The sequence below is a fragment of the Lacrimispora sp. BS-2 genome, from assembly GCF_040207125.1.
Classification (GTDB): Bacteria; Bacillota; Clostridia; order Lachnospirales; family Lachnospiraceae; genus Lacrimispora.
The window spans coordinates 1,734,888-1,754,921 of the sequence record NZ_CP157940.1 but is presented as its reverse complement, the minus strand read 5'-3'; the positions used below and the strand labels follow the sequence as shown (position 1 = coordinate 1,754,921).

Below are 20,034 nucleotides of genomic sequence, written 5' to 3'. Positions count from 1 at the left end.
AACATGAGCTTTGGAACATACTTTAGAGAATTGAGAAGATCCAAGAAAATCACACAGAAACAGCTTGCTGGTGCAATTGGAAAGACGCCGATGTTAATAAGTGGTGTCGAAACAAATAAAAATGGACCGTTTTCAGATGAAGATTTAAAGAAAATAGCGGGCTGTATGAACTTAACTGAAGATGAGTATAAGGATTTGCTTATACAAGCATCTAATGCAAGAGGGAAGTTGCCGCCGTATATAGCAGACTATATTGCCTGTCATAAAGAGGCCTATAGTCTGCTGGAGGTCTTGGCTCAAAAAAAAATGGGAGAGACTTCGTTAAGAAAAATTAAGGTATACGCGGAGGAAATGGAATAATTATGTTAAAAACAGTAGACTTATTTGCTGGAGCAGGTGGCTTGAGCTACGGATTTGAGTTAACTAATCAATTCCTAATAGTTGCAGCAGCAGAAAATAACAAGAATGCAAGTAAAACATATGTAGAAAATCATAAGGGACGCGGGAATATTATTATGATTCCTGATGTGCGAGGATACAATTTTAAGGATCTAGCAGAGAAAAGTGGAGAGATAGATGTAGTTATTGGGGGCCCGCCATGCCAAGGATTCTCTAATGCAAACAGACAAAAAAATCATATCATTAGTATGAACAATTCACTGGTAAAAGAATATTTTAGAGCAATAAAGGAAATAGAACCTAGAGCCTTTGTTATGGAAAACGTCAGTATGCTTTCATCTGACACACATCGTTTTTATGATTCATATTGTGACCATGAAGTTATTGAAGCACTTGGAATAAAAAAGAGAGATGACGACTTGGTAATATCTGAAGGAGATTATGATGAAGTTAATCTGATGGATATTTTTGATAATGGTAATGAGGATAAATATAGAATTAATGATGAATTATTTCAATTACTGAATGTTTTATATAAAAATAGAAGCAATGAAGATAGACTTCCAAAATACATTAAAAAGAACGGGCAGACAATAGTAAGGAAAATAGAACAATGTTTACAGGAAGATTTATTTGAATTTGATATTCTGATAAATACTGCAAAATATATTCACTTACCAGAATTACACCAATATTTTGAAGAACTGGGCTTATTTATTAAATTTCAGAAAAGCTTTCGACTTAGAGATGAATTAATAGATAATGAAATCATATATAAATTTCAAAGGAATCCAAATACAGGGGCGATAACTGCATCTGTTAAATCATATGCGGTTATTGATTATATAAACAAAATTCTTGGAGATGATTATGTAATTAATAGTGGTGAGATAAATTCTCTTTGGTTTGGTGTTCCCCAGGAGAGAAAGAGGTACATAGTACTGGGAGTAAAATCTGATGAGTTGAAGGCTGAGAAGATAGAGATGCCAAAAGACAGGCATTTGCCAATTGTAAACGTAGGACAGGCAATTATGGATTTAGCGGTATATAATGTAACAGATGATGTAGAAGAAATTAATGAAATACCTTACATCGGGCAGGAAAATTTATCGGAATATGCGGTATTAATGAGACAGGATTCTACGGGTGTCAATAATCACATTGTGCCAAAAACGAGAGAAAAGGCCAAGAAAAGATTTGAGGCTCTAAATGAGGGAGAAAACTTCCATAAGCTGTCTGATGATATGAAAGATAATTACGCTGACCCAGCAAGGACACAAAACAGTATATACCTGAAACTTGATAGTTCGAAGCCAAGTGGAACAGTTATTAATGTGAGAAAATCTATGTGGATTCATCCAACACTTAATAGGGCAATCAGTGTAAGGGAAGCAGCGAGACTGCAATCCTTTCCAGATAGTTTTATATTTAAAGGGACAAAAGATTCTCAATATCAACAGGTTGGAAATGCTGTACCTATTTTGATGGCAAAAGGAATTGCAGAAGAATTATTAAAATATTTGTAAAATAAGGCGTAGGGAAATGATAACCTACGCCTATTATTTTTGAAATAATTTTAAAATGAATAATTTAAAATGAAAATTATAAATATATTTTAATTTTATGCTTGACATATACTGTTTAATAAAAACAGAATGAATATATTTATTTTAAAAATAATATGAAAATAATTGACATATACATAACGTTTGGGATATATTATAATCATAATATAAAATTCATAGAATCGCCGGAGGTATCAAATGAAAGAAGAGTCTAAACGTGAAAAATTTGTGAGAATAGCTGAAGCTAGGACAAACAAAATTATCAATATGATTCAATTGTTAGGGAATTGTTCTAATCAGAGCCTCTACGATTATTCGCAAAAGGATGTTGCTAAGATATTTAATACAATTCAGACTGAATTGGATGAAGCAAAAAAAAGATACAATAAGCAAGATAACCAGAATGGTAGTAAGTTTACGTTGGAGGAGAAGGGGTATGGGCGATGAATGGAACGAAAGATATAAATGGTGCTTTAGTCCATTAGGTACTGGAGATAAGGTTGGTGTAAATAATGCTGGTATTGGCATTTTTAAGAAACAACGTTATATTGGGCTAGCCAAGGAAATTCTTCAAAATGTAATAGATGCAAAAGATAGTAATATAGAGGGACCTGCACGTGCTTGTTTTGAAGTAATACAGATTTCAAAAAGAGAAGTTCCTGGTGCAGATAGGTTGTCAGAAGTCATTAAGAGATGCTATGATTATTATCACGAAGGCGATGATGGTAAGAAAATGGCTCTTTTAAAAAAAGCGTCAGAAGAACTGCTTGATAAAGGTGACTTGATTCCGGTTTTGAAAATAAGTGATTACAATACAATTGGACTCATCGGTGCAAAACAGGAAAAAGGCAGTAACTGGACTGGATTAGTTAGGGAAATCAGTGCAACAAATAAAGGAAATGGACAAAGTGGTTCATTTGGTGTGGGTAAGTTTGCTCCCTTCAATTTTTCATCACTGAGAACGATTATTTATTCTACATATAATAAGAATGAGGAAGTAGCGTTACAAGGAAAGACAATTTTGACCACGTTTAAGGATGAAGATGAAAAGTTAAAACAAAATGTAGGGTTGTTCGGATTGGTAGAGGAAGAAGATTGTAAAGCTATTTATGACACTCAAGCCGTTCCAGATATATTTCGTCGGACAGAACATGGAACCGATTTGTTTGTGTTAGGCTTTCAGGAAGATGAGGATTGGATGCAGCAGATAGCTGTTAGTGTTCTTGAATTCTTCTTTTATACAATTTTTAAGGGGAATCTGGAAGTATCCATTATTGATGGTGATAAACGAATTGATATCAATAAAGAAAACTTGTCAGAGATGATATCAATTTATGAGACATATTGTAAAGAAAATGAAATTGAGTTTAGCGCTTCTATTTATTGGAATATCTTGAATGATACATCAGGCATGACAAAACATTTTAATGAGATATTTAAGAACAAAGGTAGTGTGGAGCTATATTTGCGGGTAGATCCGGATTTCTCTGAAAAGCGTATACTTCAAATGAGAAAAGCAGGAATGAAAATACAGGAAGATACAGCATTTAGAATAGGTGCATATTTTCGCGGTATTTTTATTGCGACAGGGGAATGTAGCGAATCTGATGAACCAACAGATAATATAAATAGCTTTTTGAGAAAATGCGAAAACCAAGCACATGACGCATGGAGCAAAGATGAATATGAAGATAATCGAGAAGAAGCCGATAAAATATTAAAGGCAATTCATGCATGGATTTTAAATAAAATTAAAGAAGAAATGCCGGAAATTGTTAGTGAGGAAACGGGTGCTTTTGGTTTAAGTGATTTGCTTCCAAACCAAGAAAGTGATGGAACAGAAGATCAGGAGGAAAGTGCATATGCATTTTTTGAACCAATGCCAGTTGATATAGTTCCTGTCGGAATAAGAAATAACGTCCCAAAAGTATCAGATATAGCAGTTGTTCCTAAAAAAACAGGAGCCAATAAGCCAATTGATATTGTTGTGCCTGGGGAGGGAGAGGAAGAACTATCAGGTGGAAGACAACCACAAGAACCAAAACTACCACACCCGCCTTATCCGGGACCTTATCCAGGTCCATTCCCGGGAACAGACCCTTCACCGGATCCTTTGCCGGATCCAGATGGACCTGTAAGTATGCTAGGTAAGAAAGAACAGAAAAAAGTTAAAAATGCAGGTAAAGCGATATTGCATGGTATTTCGATATCAGGGGTTAAAACGCCTTATGATAGTAGAAATAACACATTTAGAGTTTCTTTCATACCTTTAAAAGCAGCAGACGAGGTCTACATACGTCTCAGAATTGGTTCAGATGATGAGGATAAGAGAAATGCTAAGGTTAAGTCAGCCGTAAATAAAGGGGTGGCATTAAAACTGGAGAAGGATTTTATAAAAATTCCTCATATAGATAAAGGTGAAAAAGTGATTCTTATCATAGAGTTACATAATGTAAAGCGATGTCCATTGGAGGTGACTGCTTATGCTGAATAGTGCGATGAATTATCCATATCCAATTTTGCGTAATCAGGCAATTGACTATAAGTCAGGAATTTTTAAAGCAGATATTAAGAAAACGAATCGAAATGATGGATTTGATTTATCTATTGGTTATGAAGTGACGAATAGCAGAATTAGTGAGTTGCTGGAACAAGGGATTTTAGCTTATGCATTACAAATACAATGCATTTCCACCTGGTATCGAAAATTGGAAATAAGCAGAGACAATAGACAGAATATTTTTATTCCGTCTAGTACAGTACATGAACGAGTAGATTTATGCCCTTGTATAATTGCATTAACGAATATTTTGGACTTTTCTAATGAAGATTTTTCTGAAGATTTTGAAGGAATATCGTTTAGCATCAATAAGGGAGAAGCCGTGGCCATAGGCGAAAGGCAGAAATTTGATGCAATATATAAGAATGATATTATTAAAAAAGGTGACCCGATTGTACATTTTATAAATGATGAAAATTGTTCAGTAATGTTTTGTGAATGGGAATATGCAACTATACAGATTCACTTACCCAAAAAGCAGTATGAACAGTATAATCTTATTGGGGAGTACGAACCTTGGAAAATACCATTATTGAATGCAATATATGTAGTTCCGACAATTGTTCAGGCTATTTCAGAGGTATGCCGTGATGAGTTGCATGGTGAAAATGGATATTTATCACGATATGCTTGGTATAAGACGTTAAAGGTGTTGATTGCAAAGGCTGCAAATGGGGAGGATAATAAGTATAAAAAATTACTTAACGACCCAATAGGAACGGCTCAACTCCTACTAAATGATAACTCGGCTCAGTCACTAGAGTTGTTAAGCAAGGCCGCAAAACAATAGTAGCAAGCAGGAGGTACGTATGATTATTAATTTTATGAAAGATAATGCACTTGATATGCTTAAGTCTGATATACCCAACAATGTTTTTCTATACAATTCAAAAGATAAGTGGATTGACAGTTATTTTGAAGAAAAAGGACTTAGTAATTATTCATTTAATACTGGTATGATGATTCCTGATGTTGAACTTCTTATAGGAGATTCTAAAACAGATTGTGAAAATGCCATAAGGATTTATGAAGCTTTCAAGGGGAGACTTAATCCAGTGCAGGCAAGTGATCTAAGATTGTGGGCATTCTTAGCACACAACGTTTATTGGGACTATATGAGGGAGAGGTGGGGGATTGATGTAGCATTTGAAGATGACGAAAATGATGCTGGGAAAGATAAAATAGTTTCTCGCATTGGAACAAGATATTTTTATGAGGCTTCAAAGGGTAAAGCATTTGTCCGGCAGGGGATTGCACGTTTATACTGGAGTGCCTATTTAACTTATGATGAGAGCAATGTAAACAATCCTTATGAACTGACAGAGTATTTTTTGAGTAAACAGGATATTTTTGCTGTTTCAACAGAGAGATCATTGGCTAGGAATAAAGAACTGCTCTTAGCTGCTCTAAAAGTTTTGAAAGAACATGGAGACCTCAAACGTAATGTTATCAGACAATATTTTCTGAATTTGAATCAAGCTGGTGGGGTAATCGTATTGGATTCGTTGTCTAAAGAATTGGCATATGACTTGGCAAAGTCTACACTAGATAATGTGGTACTTGAAATGGAATTTAGAGAAAAGAACGATGATAATTCTGGAAAAGATATAAACTCTATAAACAGGAAGGTTGTTAAGAGAAATAGTAAAATTGTTGTCATGAATCTGAAGACACAGCGAGTAATGCCTATTGCGGTTGATAAAAACAAGCTACAGACAAAGCCTAAACTTGAAGGTCTTTTTATAGGAGCTAAATTCAAGATTAGCAAGGATATTTGGCAGGTTACTGAGATAAAATAGAGAGCAGAACGGTGGATAGGTGTTACATATGAAAAATAGAAATGGAGTTAAATGGAGCAGAGATGAAACAATACTGGCATTTGATCTGTACTGTCGTACACCGTTTGGAAAAATCAGTCAATCTAATATAGATATAATTGAGCTTGCAGAGCTTTTGGGCAGAACCCCAGGTTCTGTAGGTTTAAAGATGCATAACCTAGCACATTTTGATACGAAATTACAGCAACGGAATGTAACGGCTATGGCACATGGAAGCAAAATGGATGCCCAAGTATATTCCGAGTTTTCCAGCAATTGGACGGAATTGACATATCGGGCTCAGTTAATCAAAGCGAATATGCAGAACCTTGAAATTCATGAGATCATAGATATGGGGGATATAGATAATATTCCGCCTGGAGTATATAGAGAACAGTTGATGAAAACAAGAATTGGACAGTATTTCTTTAGAATAACAGTTCTGAATTCTTATGGTAGCCGATGTTGCGTGACGGGATTGTCTAAATCAGATTTGCTTATTGCGAGCCACATAAAACCGTGGAAAGTGAGTGATGAACAGACAGAACGGACAAATCCACGAAACGGGATTTGCTTGAATTCTTTACATGATAAAGCTTTTGATCGAGGGCTGATTACAATTACACAGGATTTTCGGATTTTGGTCTCCAATGCTGTAATACATGCTGAGATGGATGAGAAAACCAGAGGATGGTTTATGAGTTATAACCACAGGCAGATATGTCTTCCAGATAAATTCTTACCAGCAAAAGATTTTATTGAATACCATAATGATATGATATTCCAGAGGTGATAATGTGGATAATCTCACTCCTCAGCAACGACAAAAGAATATGAAACGTATAAAAGCTAAAGATACGGCAATCGAGATGATTCTAAGGAAGGCTTTATGGGCAAGAGGATATCGTTACAGAAAAAATTATAAAAAGCTTCCAGGTCATCCCGATATTGTTTTTACAAAATATAAAATAGCCATATTCTGTGATGGAGAGTTTTTTCACGGAAAAGACTGGGAGGAAATGAAAGTCCGTCTCCAAAAAAGTAATAATAGTGATTATTGGCTTAGGAAAATTTCCAGAAACATGGAGCGTGACGAAGAAGTGAATAAGCAGCTCCGTAATTTAGGCTGGTCTGTCTTGCGGTTCTGGGGAAAAGATATAAAAAAGGATCTTAATGGATGCATCAAAACGATAGAAGAGCATATTTTCTGTAATAAAATAGGTGAGGATATTATCACAAAAGATGGAGAGGATTAAGATGATAATTAAGATAATTGATTTAATCAAAGGGCTCCAGCGGTTAAGCTAAAGGGAGTATGTTGGTGTGCTTTGGCGGTTGGTTGGAGTGAAATGTGTTTATGGTTACTGTGCTGGGGAAGAGAAATTAAATTATTTTATGGTGGTGGATAATTTATGAATATTGAGATGAAATATTTTAATGTATATTATTATTGTAATGTTGTCAGTAATATAATTCAATATCAGACGGAAGAGTTTCTAGTGAATTTATCGGAGTTTTCTCATTTGTATATAGAATCTATACCGGAAAATTACAAAAAAGAATCAATACTGATTCTTTTTTGTCAATGGGCAGCTGGCAATATTATGGAAGAGGATATGTTTGATGACATAAAGAGCTTGAATCAACAAATTGAAAAATTAAATAGTCAAAGAAATGAAAATATATGTGATAATTCGGATATAGATGATCTGCATAATTTTTTTGATTTGGAAGGTGAAAATAAAAAATATCATGGTTTGTTAAAAAAACACGAACAGTTTAAAAAGCAGAATATTATTAGAGCTATATGGTCAGAAGGGGCTGAATATACTCTTCAAATAGATAAAGCACTCAAGTTTTACTTTGACCATGAACCCCAATTTACTGAGTGGTTATTGGATAGCGATGAAGAGCTGATAGAAGATATTTTATATGAATATTTGGGAGAATTAAAATTAACGGGTTGGTATGAAGCTGTAATGGAGAAGATCGCTCATGAGATGTTTTATATATTATTTCTGAACAGAGAGTTTTTATTAAAGTTTAATGAGTATATAGCTCGTACTCATGACAATGAATACTCCCATGTATATACTCCTAAATGGGTAGAGAGGGCAGTGTTTCATCGAGATAGAGGCAAGTGTACTTTTTGTAGGAGAGATTTGACTTCAGTATATAGTGTGATGGAGGAACGGGGGCTGCATTATGATCATATCGTTTCTTTAGAACAAGGGGGCATAAATGATGTGTCAAATTTGCAATTGTTATGTGATAAATGTAATTTAAGTAAAAGTACAGGTGTGAGAACTAGTGACATATATCAAAATTGGTTTGATATATTGGATGATAAACAGTAAAATGTGTTTCAGATAATAGATAATAAATATATAATGGTGACCAACTTTGAATAGGGATGAAAAATTAATAGATATTATTGATATTAGAGTATAAATAAGAGAGTTCAAGAGTGGAAAAAAGTGAAGTGAGTATAAGAAACAGAATAATTCACACATCTATAAAATATTAAACAATAATAAAGGGGTAATTGACCCCTTTTGCTATGTAGTATAAAAATTGTATTTCACCGCATGTGGAGACGGTAGTATTGTTGGAGAGGAAAGTGCAGTAAATCAAAGGTTTTCGGGATTTGAGCAGGAGATGTACGTGTTCTTTTACAGTTGGTTGGAGTGAAATATGTTTACTCTTACTGAGGTGGGGTAAAGTAAATGAACATTTTGGCAAAAGATAGAAGTATTTATGATAACAGTAGCGGAGATGATTATGTGTGGGAGACAAGAATATGAAGATATAGAGCACTTTTTAGGGAATTTAAAACGAAAAATGAAAAATGATATAGATAAAGATTCTCTAATTTATACAATTATTTTTGCGAAATATATAGATGCTGGATTTCAGCAAAAAAAAGCCACAGGGTATCCATTAGCGATTCAGGCTTGGCCAGCAATTTTAAAATTATCATACAAGGAATTTGATAATGAGGGGTATCCTGGTTTTAGTCTAACAGATAAAGAAATATTAAACGTTGAATTGATGCTGATTTATTATAGTAAAATATTAGCTATCGAAAAGTTTCTGGATATGTGCAAGTATAAGTTGGGAAGATTTAGCAAGATTGGTGATTATAAATATCAATTTATTTTAAATACTGATAAATATCCAATGGAAAGATTTGAACTAGAAGACTATTATAATTATTGTGATAAATTAGCTAATGTAGAATTGTACAAGGATGATTTTGCTGAAATACAAAATATAATGAAGAAATTACTATTTGTCCATAATGAGAAGTTTATAGGTTATAATGCTGATGATAGGGTTGATAGGTATTTTGAAAAGAAAGCACTTGAAAAGGCTTCTAAATTTTATGGATGTTTAGACTTTGAAGATAATGCAATATTTGGTGAAGTTGAATATAAAGATTATGTTGCTGCAATAATTACGTTTATAGGCATTACATTAAAACATTTGGAATTTTGTAAATTACATATTGAAATGCATCCGGAAATAAAATTAATTGATATTGTAGATGTTTATCATACGGAAGAGGATAATGCATTAACATTGCATTATGCCTTAAATATACCTATTACGACTGCAAGAAAAATTATTGGAATTTTAACAACTCAAAAGGATGATTTAGATAAACTTAAAGATACACATAATCATTCATATCCTATGTTTTTAAAAGTATCAAAAACGATATTAATGAGAGTTTCCCTGTCTTTTCTTGTGGATCCATTTATGTTTCTATTTCAACAGTTGCAAAATCGATTTCCAAACGATTGGAATAGGGAAAATAATGGGCGAGAGGAATTATTTAGACGACAATTATATAAAAAAATTCCTGACAGAGTTGGATTTATGAAAATTGATAAGAATATAAACATATACGCTAATAAGAAGAGGATAACAGATATAGATGCCTTAATAATTGATAAAGGGACAAATACCATGGCTATGTTCCAATTGAAATGGCAGGAACCATTTGGAGATTCTCTTTCTAAAAGAAATAGCAAGAAAAATAATTTCATTAGTACAAGTAATAAATGGATAGAGTCTGTTCATAAATGGTTAGAGGAAAGTAGTAATAAAGAGAAGGCAGATGCTTTTAATCTTAAATCGTATGAATTTGAAGAGAAGTGGCATTATAGACTATTTGTTATAGGAAGACATTTTTCACGATTTTCAATAGATCATAGTAGTAGTAATGAGGCTTGCTGGTGTAATTGGTACCGATTTATTAATATTTGTGAAATTGTTAATCAGACAAAATCGGGTGATTATATTAATTTGCTTTACGAGTTGATTGAAGCATCGTATAAAAAGCAACAAGAAGTGGAGGTGGATATATCAAATGATATTATTGAAATAGAAAATTGGAAGTTTTATTTATTAGGGAAAAAATAATCTGCTCCTAGATGGGGGAAATCAGCTACCCCTCTGTTGAAAATTGGAATTACTTTTGCCATGTAGTATAAAACTCTCGTTCAAAGGAACGTAGAATCCATAGTCCTGTTACAGCGAAAAATAAATAAAGAGGATTAGAAGATAGGCGGTAATGAATGAGGATGTGAGAGTGGATACTTTCATGTCCTTTTCTATTATATGATATTTAAGGCTTGATAATATATAACTACGGTTAGAACATATATGAAAAAGTTCATTACATTCTCGCAAAAATCAATTTAATTAAAAAAGATTAGCTTGCCCTCCTATGGTTTATTTCAAATTTATATTATAATATTGGAAAATTGGTTTCTGGGGGAGACTGTCATGTCGAAAATAAATGATATCCAAAATGGGATTTTACAGATGGAGGGTGGTTGCTACCAAAAACTTCTTGATTGCTATCTGCATCGTAAATATGGAGTTGATAACTGGTCTCCCTTAGGTGCTCAGTTAGGAACTGATAAAACAACAAAAGGAACTCCAGATGCGTATGCTCGGACAGAAGATGGAAAGTATGTTTTACTTATGTATGGAACGGTAAAAAGCAGTCCTTTTGTCAAAATCAAAGCCGATATTGAATCCTGTCTTGATAAGCGGAAAACAGGGATTGATATATCGAATATTGAACAAATCATTTGTTGCCATACATCAACCAGATTAACTGCAGGGGAGAATAAGGTGTTGCATGAATTGTTTAGCAATGTTAAGTTAGTTGGCATTGGTGAGTTATCACAGGACTTATATTACAAATATCAAGCTTTGGCCAAAGAGTACTTGAATGTTTCAATAGATACAAATCAAATTTTAGAAGATGTAGAGTTTATAAAAAAATCAGAATCTAGTGCATTTACAACTCCATTAAGCAACCAGCTATTGTGTAGGGAGGAGGAAAAAAACGAAGTACTAGATTTTTTAAATAGTTCTGACGTTGTGGTTATTAGCGGTAAATCAGGTGCGGGTAAAACTAGATTAGCCTTGGAGGTTGGAAGAGAATTTTCGAAGAAAAACAATTATGTATTTCGCTGTGTTAAGCAGAATGGTGAACCGATTTATGAGGATCTGAAAGCACATTTTGTTGATGAGGTTGATTATTGCGTTTTTGTAGATGATGCAAATATGCTAGCACATCTCTCGCATCTTCTGGATATTTGCATTAATAAAAGTCGAAAATATAGGACGAAGTTAATTATAACGGTACGTGACTATGCGTATAATGATATTTTAATACGCATTAAGAAACAGGTGCTGCCGCAAACATATGAGCTAAAGCCACTTTCTGACAATAATATAAAAGAAATATTAAAGCAGGAATTTGGGGTGCTAAATAGTGATTGCATTGAACGTATCGTTAAGGTGAGTGGCGGAAATATGCGTCTTGCAATTATGGCAGCCACTAGCCTAATGGAAAAAAAAGTAGGCAATCTAAATAATATTATCGATATTTATGATTTTTATTATCAGGACATTGTTGATAAAATGGGTAGGGCATTAGTCATTACAGGGGCATTGTTAGCCTTATTTGATTCTATAAGATTAGATGATTCAGAACATATAATATATAAGCTGGCAGCAACAAATAATATCTCAGAAAATGAAATAAAGGATGCTTATTTTGAACTGCATAAATTGGAGATTGTTGATATATATAAAGATTTGGCAGTTAAATCTAGTGAACAGGCGTTGAGTAATTATCTGCTTTTTTTGGTGTTTTATAAAAGTAAATATATTCGAATTTCGGATGCGATGAACATTTGCTTTCCTAAATATAGAGGGAGAATTGTGTATGCGTTTAACACACTAATGAATTTGTTTTATTCAAATGAGCTGCAGCAGTATGATTTTTCAGAAATGAAGAAGTCGTGGGGGTATTTTAGTACTAAGAACAAGAAAGTGCAGATGGAATTTTTGTCTGCATTCTATGTTGCAGTTAAAACGGAAACCTTACATTTCATAAAACAGCAAATAGAACAGTTGCCAGAAATACATGAAGATTTTTTGATGTATGATTTTGAGAGCAAAAGTAATAATGAAAATATAAAATCTGAATTTCTTCGGATGATTGCTGGGTTTAAGAGAGCAGATGAATTTGATGATGCGATTCAATTACTGTTATTCCATTTAAAGCGAAATACGGAACAGCCAATGGACTTTTATTTTCTATTGAAGTCACAACTTTCCATTGACAAAAAATCACATTATTATAATTATAAATCTGAATTTAATCTGTTAAAACAATTCATTGATTATTATCATCAAACCAATAGTTCCAATGTAGCAGTTTTGATAATATATTATTGTAAATGGATTTTACAATTTGAGTTTCAATCTATTGAGGCGACATCAAATGGAGGTATTTCGCATACACGATTTGGACTGTTAGATTGTGATGGGATAAGAGAAATCAGGGATCTTGCAATTGAAATATTGTTTCAGTTATATAATGAAGAATCGGGTAAATATAGAATAGCCGTTTTGAATGTGTTAAAATCTTATAAATATATTACAAATTACGTGATTTTACACACAATAATAGTGAAGGTTCGGGAAGAGTTTTTCTGTAAATATGGTTTTTAAAGGTCTTCTTGACAGGGAGCACACCAAACATAGAAGACCTTTTTTATGGCTATAGAAAAGAAAGCTGTAGAAAAAGTACAAGTGACAGATAAAAAAGCAACATTATCCGGCAGTTTCTTGAGGAGTATGACATAGAATTCACTCAGGATTTTTGAGATACACTAAAAGATATACTCAGTGGAACCGTCAAAGAAATGATGGAAGTAGAAATGGATGATTGCCTGCGATATTGCAAGTCAGTGAGTTCTTATAATGAAGAGGATCGGAATGGTTATAAGACGAAATAAGTAATTGTTCAGTTAAGCCATCATAATTGTGTTCAAGACAGAAAAATATCGCCTGCACTTGACACGCCCTGAAAGGTAGGGTATATATAAATCAATGGCTAAAAGATCATCAAGATGCCTTCAGCCTTAAGACTTATCAAAGAAGCGTTGTTTTTATAGAGATTTCTTCACCCTCTCATAGTTAAAAATAATGTTTTATTACTTTTTAATATCTCTAATATTATAACCTATATTTTTCAAACTAAGGGTTTCAAAACTTAATCAAATTTATGGAGAAATTATTCAATATGACTCAATTTACAAAAAGAATTTTGCTATATTTCCTATGCTTTACGTTCTCTGTATTTTCTTTTTCCAATGCCTGGGCAGCACCTGAGTGGCCCTCCAGCGCATCGACCCAGGCTCAGGGAGCCATTCTAATGGATGCTGACACAGGAACCGTGCTTTGGGGCCAGAACATACACGAACAGTATTATCCGGCCAGCATTACGAAGGTCATGACTGCACTGATTGTAATCGAAAACTGCGATTTGGATGAAATGGTGACATTTTCCCACAATGCCGTATATAACGTAGAAGCTGATAGTAGCAATGCCGGAATTGACGAAGGGGATGTGCTCTCGGTCAAGGACTGTCTCTACGCCCTTCTGCTTAAATCAGCCAATGAATCGGCTAATGCCCTGGCAGAGCATATAGCTGGGAGCATCGAAGCCTTTGCGGATATGATGAATGCCCGAGCAAAAGAACTTGGATGTACTAATACCCATTTTGCCAATCCAAGCGGACTTAACGATCCGGAGCATTACACCTCTGCATATGACATGGCCCTCATTTCCAGGGCAGCCTTCAGCAACCCTGTTTTTGAGGAAATTGATTCCGCAACCTATTATAAACTTCCCCCCAATTCCATCAACCCAGAGGGATTTTCCATATATCCTAAACACCGGATGATGAAAAAAAATGATTCTTTTTACTATCCTGGTATAATTGGAGGCAAAACGGGTTACACCTCACTGGCAGGAAATACACTAGTAACATGTGTAGAAAAAAACAACCTAAAGCTAATTGCTGTCATTTTAAAAGGATCCAACCCCCAGTACTGGACAGATACCAAGGGACTTCTGGACTTTGGTTTTGAAAACTTCGTTTCCTTAAAAGCTGCGGATTACGAAAAGACCTACAGCTTTATTACTAGTGACTTAAATTTTAGCGGATTGTCTATGAGCAAGCCGGAAGCCCTGACCCTGGACCCTGACAGCCGGATTATCTTGCCCAAAACAGCGGACTTTTCCGATGCAATACCAGAGCTTAGCTACGATATTTCTTCCGGAGACCCGGAAGGCGCTATTGCAAAAATCAACTACCGCTACAATGACCGGGTGGTGGGCTATACCTTCCTGGAAGTGAATCAGGCTCTAATTAAGGGACAAGAGGAGATATCTACTCCTCGCCCCCCTCTTCCCTTAGATGAACAGTCAACACCTTCGGCTTCAGATGACTACCGAGAAAGAGCCTTGCGCCCCTTTGAAATTCCATTGATTGCCTGGTTGATTTTAGGAGGTGTGATATTCATCGCAGCATTGGGAGGTATCATATCCTTTTTGATTTATCGGAAACACCGTGAAGAGCAGGAATCTTTAATCCGCCGGGAGCAGCGCATGAGACGCCTCCAAGATTCAGGCATTTCCGCTGATGAATTTAACTCCATTATGGAGCATAGGCGCAGAACCTCTTCTGTCAAATGCAGAGGCCGCCGAAGGGGCAAATTCAAGTTCTGACAATTAAAGGGAATTTTATGAAAAGTTACTGGAAAACCTAAAAAAGAAATGCTGCGTAATATTCTGATTATGTTTATCTGCCTTTTGTTTGCAACTGTTATGTCTTATATGTTTCTGGGTTCAAGCTATCTGATTAGGAACACGATGGAAACACCTGGTTTCATGCATATGGCTCCAGTGTAGAAATCACACCGGAGCAGCCGGTTGCTTACTACAGCTTGTAGTAGAACATCAACGGAGGTTCCCTTAAGGGCATGGGCTTAGATAGCGGTCTGTCTATCTGTAAGACTAGCTCTCTAAACTCTTCGGTTTCCTTCATGGCCTCAGTGAGCTTAACAACTCCAATCTCTTCTTTAATTGTACTGGAAATAGTGATACTGTTAATGGTTATCTAAGCACTTTTAAATAATTTTTAAATTCATACTATGTATGGTAAACCATGGAAGCAGCTTATTTTTTCTTAAATGTATTCAATTTGAATACAATGTTTGCTCACATATTGATGCGGAAAATTTAATGAAAGGTGAATAGGTTTTTTTGTTAATGAGTAATAATTATGGCTGACGTATTTATGCATCGGCCTTTTTATTGCCCAAAATGCAATAAAAGTAAAATTGAAAGGAGCGTGTGAAAGTGAAAATTTTAAATTTAGGAAGTATTTATAGTATTACTATAATACTGATTCAAAAATTCTAATGTAAAGTTAAAGAGGTATTAGCATTGTTTGATATTTAGTAATATATTTTCTCGGCGGATTGCTATCAAGATTTTATGTGTGAAATGAAAGAATTCTTACGATCTGATGAGGAGAGGATTGGTGAAAGATGGCATTGTAAGGATATCAAGTGGGCCAGAACTAAATTTGTGTGCCCCAGAATTAAGTTGATATACAATAACTATATTTTTAATTATGTGGATGATTAAAAAGTGTAACCAAAAAAGTTACTTTTGAACATGGACAGGCGGTTTTTACTTTCGCCTGTCCATTTGCTCTGTGGGAAAGGAGATTACAAATATATTTATTCCTCTTACAGATACTCAAGAAAGTACTATGTACGATCAGCCTATAATTGTTAATAATAAAAATAAACTTAATCAGGCCAGCGAAATCAGTAAATATGTCAGAGACATAAAAAGTTTGAGCAAAAGCACTTCTGCAACGGATGGTGGTAAAACTACTTATACTGAATCCACTGATATGAAAACAATAGTGTCAGAAGCGGATCTGGTTTTGGAAGTATCTATCGAAGATTTAAAGGTTGAAGGCTTAGTGCATAATGGAAACACTTATACGTGTGATGTTACAGATATTATCAAAGGTGATTCTTTGCAAAAAGGCGAGGATGGTAAAATATTGGTTACCTTTTTGAAAGGAAGTGTTGAAATAGGTGGAAAATATGTTGTAGCGGTAAACAGAGTTGGCAAGGATTCAATCATCTATACGCAATCTTCAAAAAATAGTGTAATATCTGTAGATGACAATAAATTATTAGATGAAATACACTCATATATACAAGATTAGTGTGCGGTCTTGTACTACTGAAAAGAAGCTAACGAGATAAGATAAAGAAGAAATCCCTTTATAATACAACAAAGAGCGGGATGCGGTAGACGATGCAGTCGTCTATATGCTGGTTGAAACGGCAGAGGCCAATGGATCCGGTACCTGCCCTGGTCACCGGAGTTGTCGGATTACGGCAGTTTTGTTGTTACAGTTTTACTTTGGGTATTTTCTCCTCAAGTATCAGAACTATTAGGCATTTCAATTCCAATTTCATTGCCGGTTGTTTTTCAATCAAAGACTTTGAAAAAGTAGGAGTAATTATGTCTATTGCTTCTTGTGTAATAGTAGCTTTATGCATGCTTGGTATTGGATTAATGACAGGATTATACTAATGTACCGATGATATTTAGTATAGGACTGCCGGTTAATCATAGTTTTAACAGCATTGTACTTTCAGGTGGGGATGTTTTTATTATTCCACTTAAACAAGAGATACCGCACACAAAATTCTGTTTTTTACATATAGTACTAGGAAAGATACGGCAGGCAATGCCGGTAAAGCATATTAAGGAAGAAGCCATGATTAACGGAAGGTTTATCAGATTAAGCGAAGAGGATTATAATCAGTTAGGTATACTTAACTTTTGGAATTCTTCATTCCAGATTCAGACTATTGCAGAAAACCTCCGTATACCTTGGGCAATAGACATTAGTGAGGATGGCAGGCTGTTTTTTACGGAGCGCAGCGGAAACTTGCGTGTCATAGAAAACGGTATATTAAATCCGGTGCCGGTATATACATTCAACTCTCCTTTTGTCAGTACAGGAGAAGGCGGGCTTATGGGGCTTACTTTGGACAGGGATTTTCTTTCAAACGGATATATTTATCTTATGTATACTTATCAGGAAAACGGAGGATTTTACAACCGTGTGGTACGTATGCATATCCAGGGTAACACAGCATTCGGAGAGGAAATTATTTTGGACCAAATTCCGGCAGGTCAGTTCCATAATGGCGGAAGAATAAAAATTGGCCCCGATGGTTACCTGTATATAACTACTGGGGATGCCGGTGAACGTTATCTTGCACAGGACATAAACAGTCTTGCAGGTAAGATTCTGCGGATTGGAACAGACGGAAGTATTCCGCCTGATAATCCCTTTCAGGGTTTACCAGTTTACGCCCTGGGACTTAGAAATCCTCAGGGCTTGGCCTGGAATAACAGGGGTTTGCTATATGCCTCGGATCATGGAGAAACAGCCCATGATGAAATTAATATTATACAACCGGGCGGCAACTATGGCTGGCCTTTGGTTACAGGTGATGAGGAAATGCAGGGATATGATTTTATTAAACCTGTCATACAAAGTGAGGATAATACTTGGGCCCCTGCGGGAATAGCCTTTATAACCTCCGGTCCCCGAATGGGACAGTTGTTTGTATCGACACTCAGGGGGAATATACTCCTGGCAATCACCTTTGATGAATCAGGGACACAAGTGGTTAATGTGGAACCGTTATTGCAAGGCAATTACGGACGATTAAGGGAGGCCTATCAGGCGGGGGATGGTTTTATATACCTTACAACCAGTAACTTGGATGGCAGAGGGATTCCGAATCCCGGAGATGATAAACTCCTCCGGTTGGTACAATAATATAACACTTTGCACGTAATGGGTATGAGGAACATTATTTAATGTTCCTCATACCCATTAACACTTATTACGTTCATTTAACAACCTAGGCTTCATAGCCAAAAAGTGTAATTTGGTTTTTACCGGACATACAGATTTTAACTTCTACCGCATCCAGCTGCACTGCATTTCCAAGGCCCAGTCCGGTATGAGTTCCGACAAATGATGTCTGCATATTACTGATTACTTCCCAGGGATTTGATGCTTGCAGTACTGCATTGGTTATGTCATATGTGACAGGAACTGTTAAATAATCAATAGCTCCTATTAAGGAAAGGCTCATTTGCTGTAATTCGATCCAGTTTTCCAGGGAATCAGGCCGCCAATAGAGTATCATTGAACTGACCCCCACTGCCAGGGTCAGACTAAGGCGGCAATAATATTTAATCACAACACTTGTAATTTCTAAATAGGCATAGTTTGATGGCAGCATACTATATCCTAAAATGATCCTCCCTCTTGTTTGATTAAGCAATCCTGAATTTAAAACAGCAAGACTTCCGTTAGCAAGTCCGACAGCATTATTAACATTAATGAAATCGCTTCTGCTATTATAAGCAACTTGTGTTGCACTGACAGCACCGGAAGTATTACAGTTTATTTTTTCATCAGATGTACTGATCATAAGGGCATTATTGGTTTTAAGCCTGTAAGCGGAAGAGAAGCGCTGGCTTACAGTGCTGAGGAGTTCCGTTACTCTCAGAGAGAGAAAGTCATTATCACCATCACTTAGTATAATGGATATATCCAGGGGCGCCGATACCTCCACTGCAGTGAGAAGAATGCTTTTCTGTGCCTCCGGAACCCAAATACTTTTTTTGGCAGATAAAATACCAAAACTATCATATTTAATGATATCTGAGCTTTCTTCCAGGGTTACATTAATTTGTTGGTTATCCTGTACCATACTATTGTTTCTTTGAATAATTTGTTTAGCCATGAAATCCTCCTTCGATGTTTTATCATGGCCTTAAAATTCATAGCCCATGAGGGATATATTTACGGTTCCTGCAGCACTTGTAGTGACGGAGATTACTTCATCCGGGTTAAACTTAATTGGAGAAGGGTAGCTTTCACCATAAGTGGCAAGTGTACTTGTAAGAATGATTGACAAAAAAGAATTATTACCCCCTCTCTTTAGTTGAATAGTCAACGGAACAGAAGCCGAGACCTGAAATGCCGTAAGAAATATACTTTTACCGGAATCTGGTGTCCAGATTGCTGTATTGGTCTGTGCGGCAGAAAACGTTTGGAACAAGACAATATCAGAAGCATATTCTCTTGTAAATAATGGGTTTTCTTCCGAACTAAAAACAATGCTCATTAGTTTCGTGTTATTGTCCATTGATAAAACTCCTATACATTTTTATAGTTCAAACATATGA

The 20,034-nt window shown here is 35.3% G+C and carries 16 protein-coding genes; 14 read left to right on the top strand and 2 right to left on the bottom strand.

Features of this window, described 5'->3' with window-relative positions; genetic code table 11:
- Positions 1 to 3 precede the first annotated feature (3 nt).
- The 14 genes from ABFV83_RS08300 to ABFV83_RS08235 all read left to right on the top strand — a co-directional run bounded on the left by ABFV83_RS08300 (position 4) and on the right by ABFV83_RS08235 (position 18,610).
- Entirely contained in the window at positions 4 to 360 is a 357-nt protein-coding gene (locus tag ABFV83_RS08300) for a helix-turn-helix transcriptional regulator (protein WP_349948414.1), read from the top strand.
- Between the two features lie 2 nt (positions 361 to 362).
- Positions 363 to 1,925 (top strand): DNA cytosine methyltransferase, encoded by a 1,563-nt coding sequence (locus tag ABFV83_RS08295; protein WP_349948413.1) that lies wholly within the window; start codon positions 363 to 365, stop codon positions 1,923 to 1,925.
- A 237-nt stretch (positions 1,926 to 2,162) separates the two neighbouring features.
- Positions 2,163 to 2,411 (top strand): hypothetical protein, encoded by a 249-nt coding sequence (locus ABFV83_RS08290; protein WP_349948412.1) that lies wholly within the window; start codon positions 2,163 to 2,165, stop codon positions 2,409 to 2,411.
- The gene (locus ABFV83_RS08285) at positions 2,401 to 4,458 is read left to right on the top strand and encodes a hypothetical protein (protein WP_349948411.1); all 2,058 of its coding nucleotides are present in this window, start codon (positions 2,401 to 2,403) and stop codon (positions 4,456 to 4,458) included. The genes ABFV83_RS08290 and ABFV83_RS08285 overlap by 11 nt, the downstream gene beginning before the upstream one ends.
- The gene (locus tag ABFV83_RS08280; RefSeq protein ID WP_349948410.1) at positions 4,448 to 5,314 is read left to right on the top strand and encodes a hypothetical protein; all 867 of its coding nucleotides are present in this window, start codon (positions 4,448 to 4,450) and stop codon (positions 5,312 to 5,314) included. Before ABFV83_RS08285 ends, ABFV83_RS08280 begins: the two co-directional genes overlap by 11 nt.
- Before the next feature lie 19 nt (positions 5,315 to 5,333).
- A complete protein-coding gene (locus tag ABFV83_RS08275) occupies positions 5,334 to 6,323 on the top strand; it encodes a DUF6339 family protein (protein ID WP_349948409.1) in 990 nt (329 codons plus the stop codon).
- A 28-nt stretch (positions 6,324 to 6,351) separates the two neighbouring features.
- Entirely contained in the window at positions 6,352 to 7,134 is a 783-nt protein-coding gene (locus tag ABFV83_RS08270) for an HNH endonuclease (protein WP_349948408.1), read from the top strand.
- A 4-nt stretch (positions 7,135 to 7,138) separates the two neighbouring features.
- Entirely contained in the window at positions 7,139 to 7,597 is a 459-nt protein-coding gene (locus ABFV83_RS08265) for a very short patch repair endonuclease (protein ID WP_349948407.1), read from the top strand.
- A gap of 156 nt (positions 7,598 to 7,753) precedes the next feature.
- On the top strand, positions 7,754 to 8,698 hold the full coding sequence (locus ABFV83_RS08260) for an HNH endonuclease (protein WP_092564498.1): 945 nt from the start codon (positions 7,754 to 7,756) through the stop codon (positions 8,696 to 8,698).
- Between the two features lie 400 nt (positions 8,699 to 9,098).
- A complete protein-coding gene (locus tag ABFV83_RS08255; protein ID WP_349948406.1) occupies positions 9,099 to 10,769 on the top strand; it encodes a hypothetical protein in 1,671 nt (556 codons plus the stop codon).
- A gap of 366 nt (positions 10,770 to 11,135) precedes the next feature.
- Positions 11,136 to 13,385 (top strand): ATP-binding protein, encoded by a 2,250-nt coding sequence (locus ABFV83_RS08250; RefSeq protein ID WP_349948405.1) that lies wholly within the window; start codon positions 11,136 to 11,138, stop codon positions 13,383 to 13,385.
- A gap of 574 nt (positions 13,386 to 13,959) precedes the next feature.
- Complete coding sequence (locus tag ABFV83_RS08245; RefSeq protein WP_349948404.1) at positions 13,960 to 15,450, top strand: D-alanyl-D-alanine carboxypeptidase family protein; 1,491 nt, start codon at positions 13,960 to 13,962, stop codon at positions 15,448 to 15,450.
- Between the two features lie 1,051 nt (positions 15,451 to 16,501).
- A complete protein-coding gene (locus ABFV83_RS08240; RefSeq protein ID WP_349948403.1) occupies positions 16,502 to 16,972 on the top strand; it encodes a hypothetical protein in 471 nt (156 codons plus the stop codon).
- Positions 16,973 to 17,533: 561 nt separating this feature from the next.
- Positions 17,534 to 18,610 carry a PQQ-dependent sugar dehydrogenase gene (locus ABFV83_RS08235; protein ID WP_349948402.1) on the top strand — a complete coding sequence of 359 codons (1,077 nt, stop codon included), beginning with the start codon at positions 17,534 to 17,536 and terminating at the stop codon, positions 18,608 to 18,610.
- Positions 18,611 to 18,695: 85 nt separating this feature from the next.
- Here ABFV83_RS08235 and ABFV83_RS08230 read toward each other — a convergent pair whose 3' ends face one another.
- Together ABFV83_RS08230 and ABFV83_RS08225 are read right to left on the bottom strand one after the other, a co-directional pair.
- The gene (locus tag ABFV83_RS08230) at positions 18,696 to 19,589 is read right to left on the bottom strand and encodes a hypothetical protein (protein ID WP_349948401.1); all 894 of its coding nucleotides are present in this window, start codon (positions 19,587 to 19,589) and stop codon (positions 18,696 to 18,698) included.
- A 30-nt stretch (positions 19,590 to 19,619) separates the two neighbouring features.
- Positions 19,620 to 19,994, bottom strand: a complete 375-nt coding sequence (locus tag ABFV83_RS08225; RefSeq protein WP_349948400.1) for a hypothetical protein — start codon at positions 19,992 to 19,994, stop codon at positions 19,620 to 19,622.
- Positions 19,995 to 20,034: the final 40 nt, after the last annotated feature.

Coding starts and splice junctions, on each gene's coding strand:
- ABFV83_RS08275 (WP_349948409.1), top strand. CDS start 5,334: ATGATTATTAATTTTATGAAAGATAATGCACTTGATATGCTTAAGTCT.
- ABFV83_RS08260 (WP_092564498.1), top strand. CDS start 7,754: ATGAATATTGAGATGAAATATTTTAATGTATATTATTATTGTAATGTT.
- ABFV83_RS08295 (WP_349948413.1), top strand. CDS start 363: ATGTTAAAAACAGTAGACTTATTTGCTGGAGCAGGTGGCTTGAGCTAC.
- ABFV83_RS08235 (WP_349948402.1), top strand. CDS start 17,534: ATGATTAACGGAAGGTTTATCAGATTAAGCGAAGAGGATTATAATCAG.
- ABFV83_RS08250 (WP_349948405.1), top strand. CDS start 11,136: ATGTCGAAAATAAATGATATCCAAAATGGGATTTTACAGATGGAGGGT.
- ABFV83_RS08290 (WP_349948412.1), top strand. CDS start 2,163: ATGAAAGAAGAGTCTAAACGTGAAAAATTTGTGAGAATAGCTGAAGCT.
- ABFV83_RS08230 (WP_349948401.1), bottom strand. CDS start 19,589: ATGGCTAAACAAATTATTCAAAGAAACAATAGTATGGTACAGGATAAC.
- ABFV83_RS08225 (WP_349948400.1), bottom strand. CDS start 19,994: ATGGACAATAACACGAAACTAATGAGCATTGTTTTTAGTTCGGAAGAA.
- ABFV83_RS08255 (WP_349948406.1), top strand. CDS start 9,099: ATGATAACAGTAGCGGAGATGATTATGTGTGGGAGACAAGAATATGAA.
- ABFV83_RS08245 (WP_349948404.1), top strand. CDS start 13,960: ATGACTCAATTTACAAAAAGAATTTTGCTATATTTCCTATGCTTTACG.
- ABFV83_RS08240 (WP_349948403.1), top strand. CDS start 16,502: ATGTACGATCAGCCTATAATTGTTAATAATAAAAATAAACTTAATCAG.
- ABFV83_RS08300 (WP_349948414.1), top strand. CDS start 4: ATGAGCTTTGGAACATACTTTAGAGAATTGAGAAGATCCAAGAAAATC.
- ABFV83_RS08280 (WP_349948410.1), top strand. CDS start 4,448: ATGCTGAATAGTGCGATGAATTATCCATATCCAATTTTGCGTAATCAG.
- ABFV83_RS08285 (WP_349948411.1), top strand. CDS start 2,401: ATGGGCGATGAATGGAACGAAAGATATAAATGGTGCTTTAGTCCATTA.
- ABFV83_RS08270 (WP_349948408.1), top strand. CDS start 6,352: ATGAAAAATAGAAATGGAGTTAAATGGAGCAGAGATGAAACAATACTG.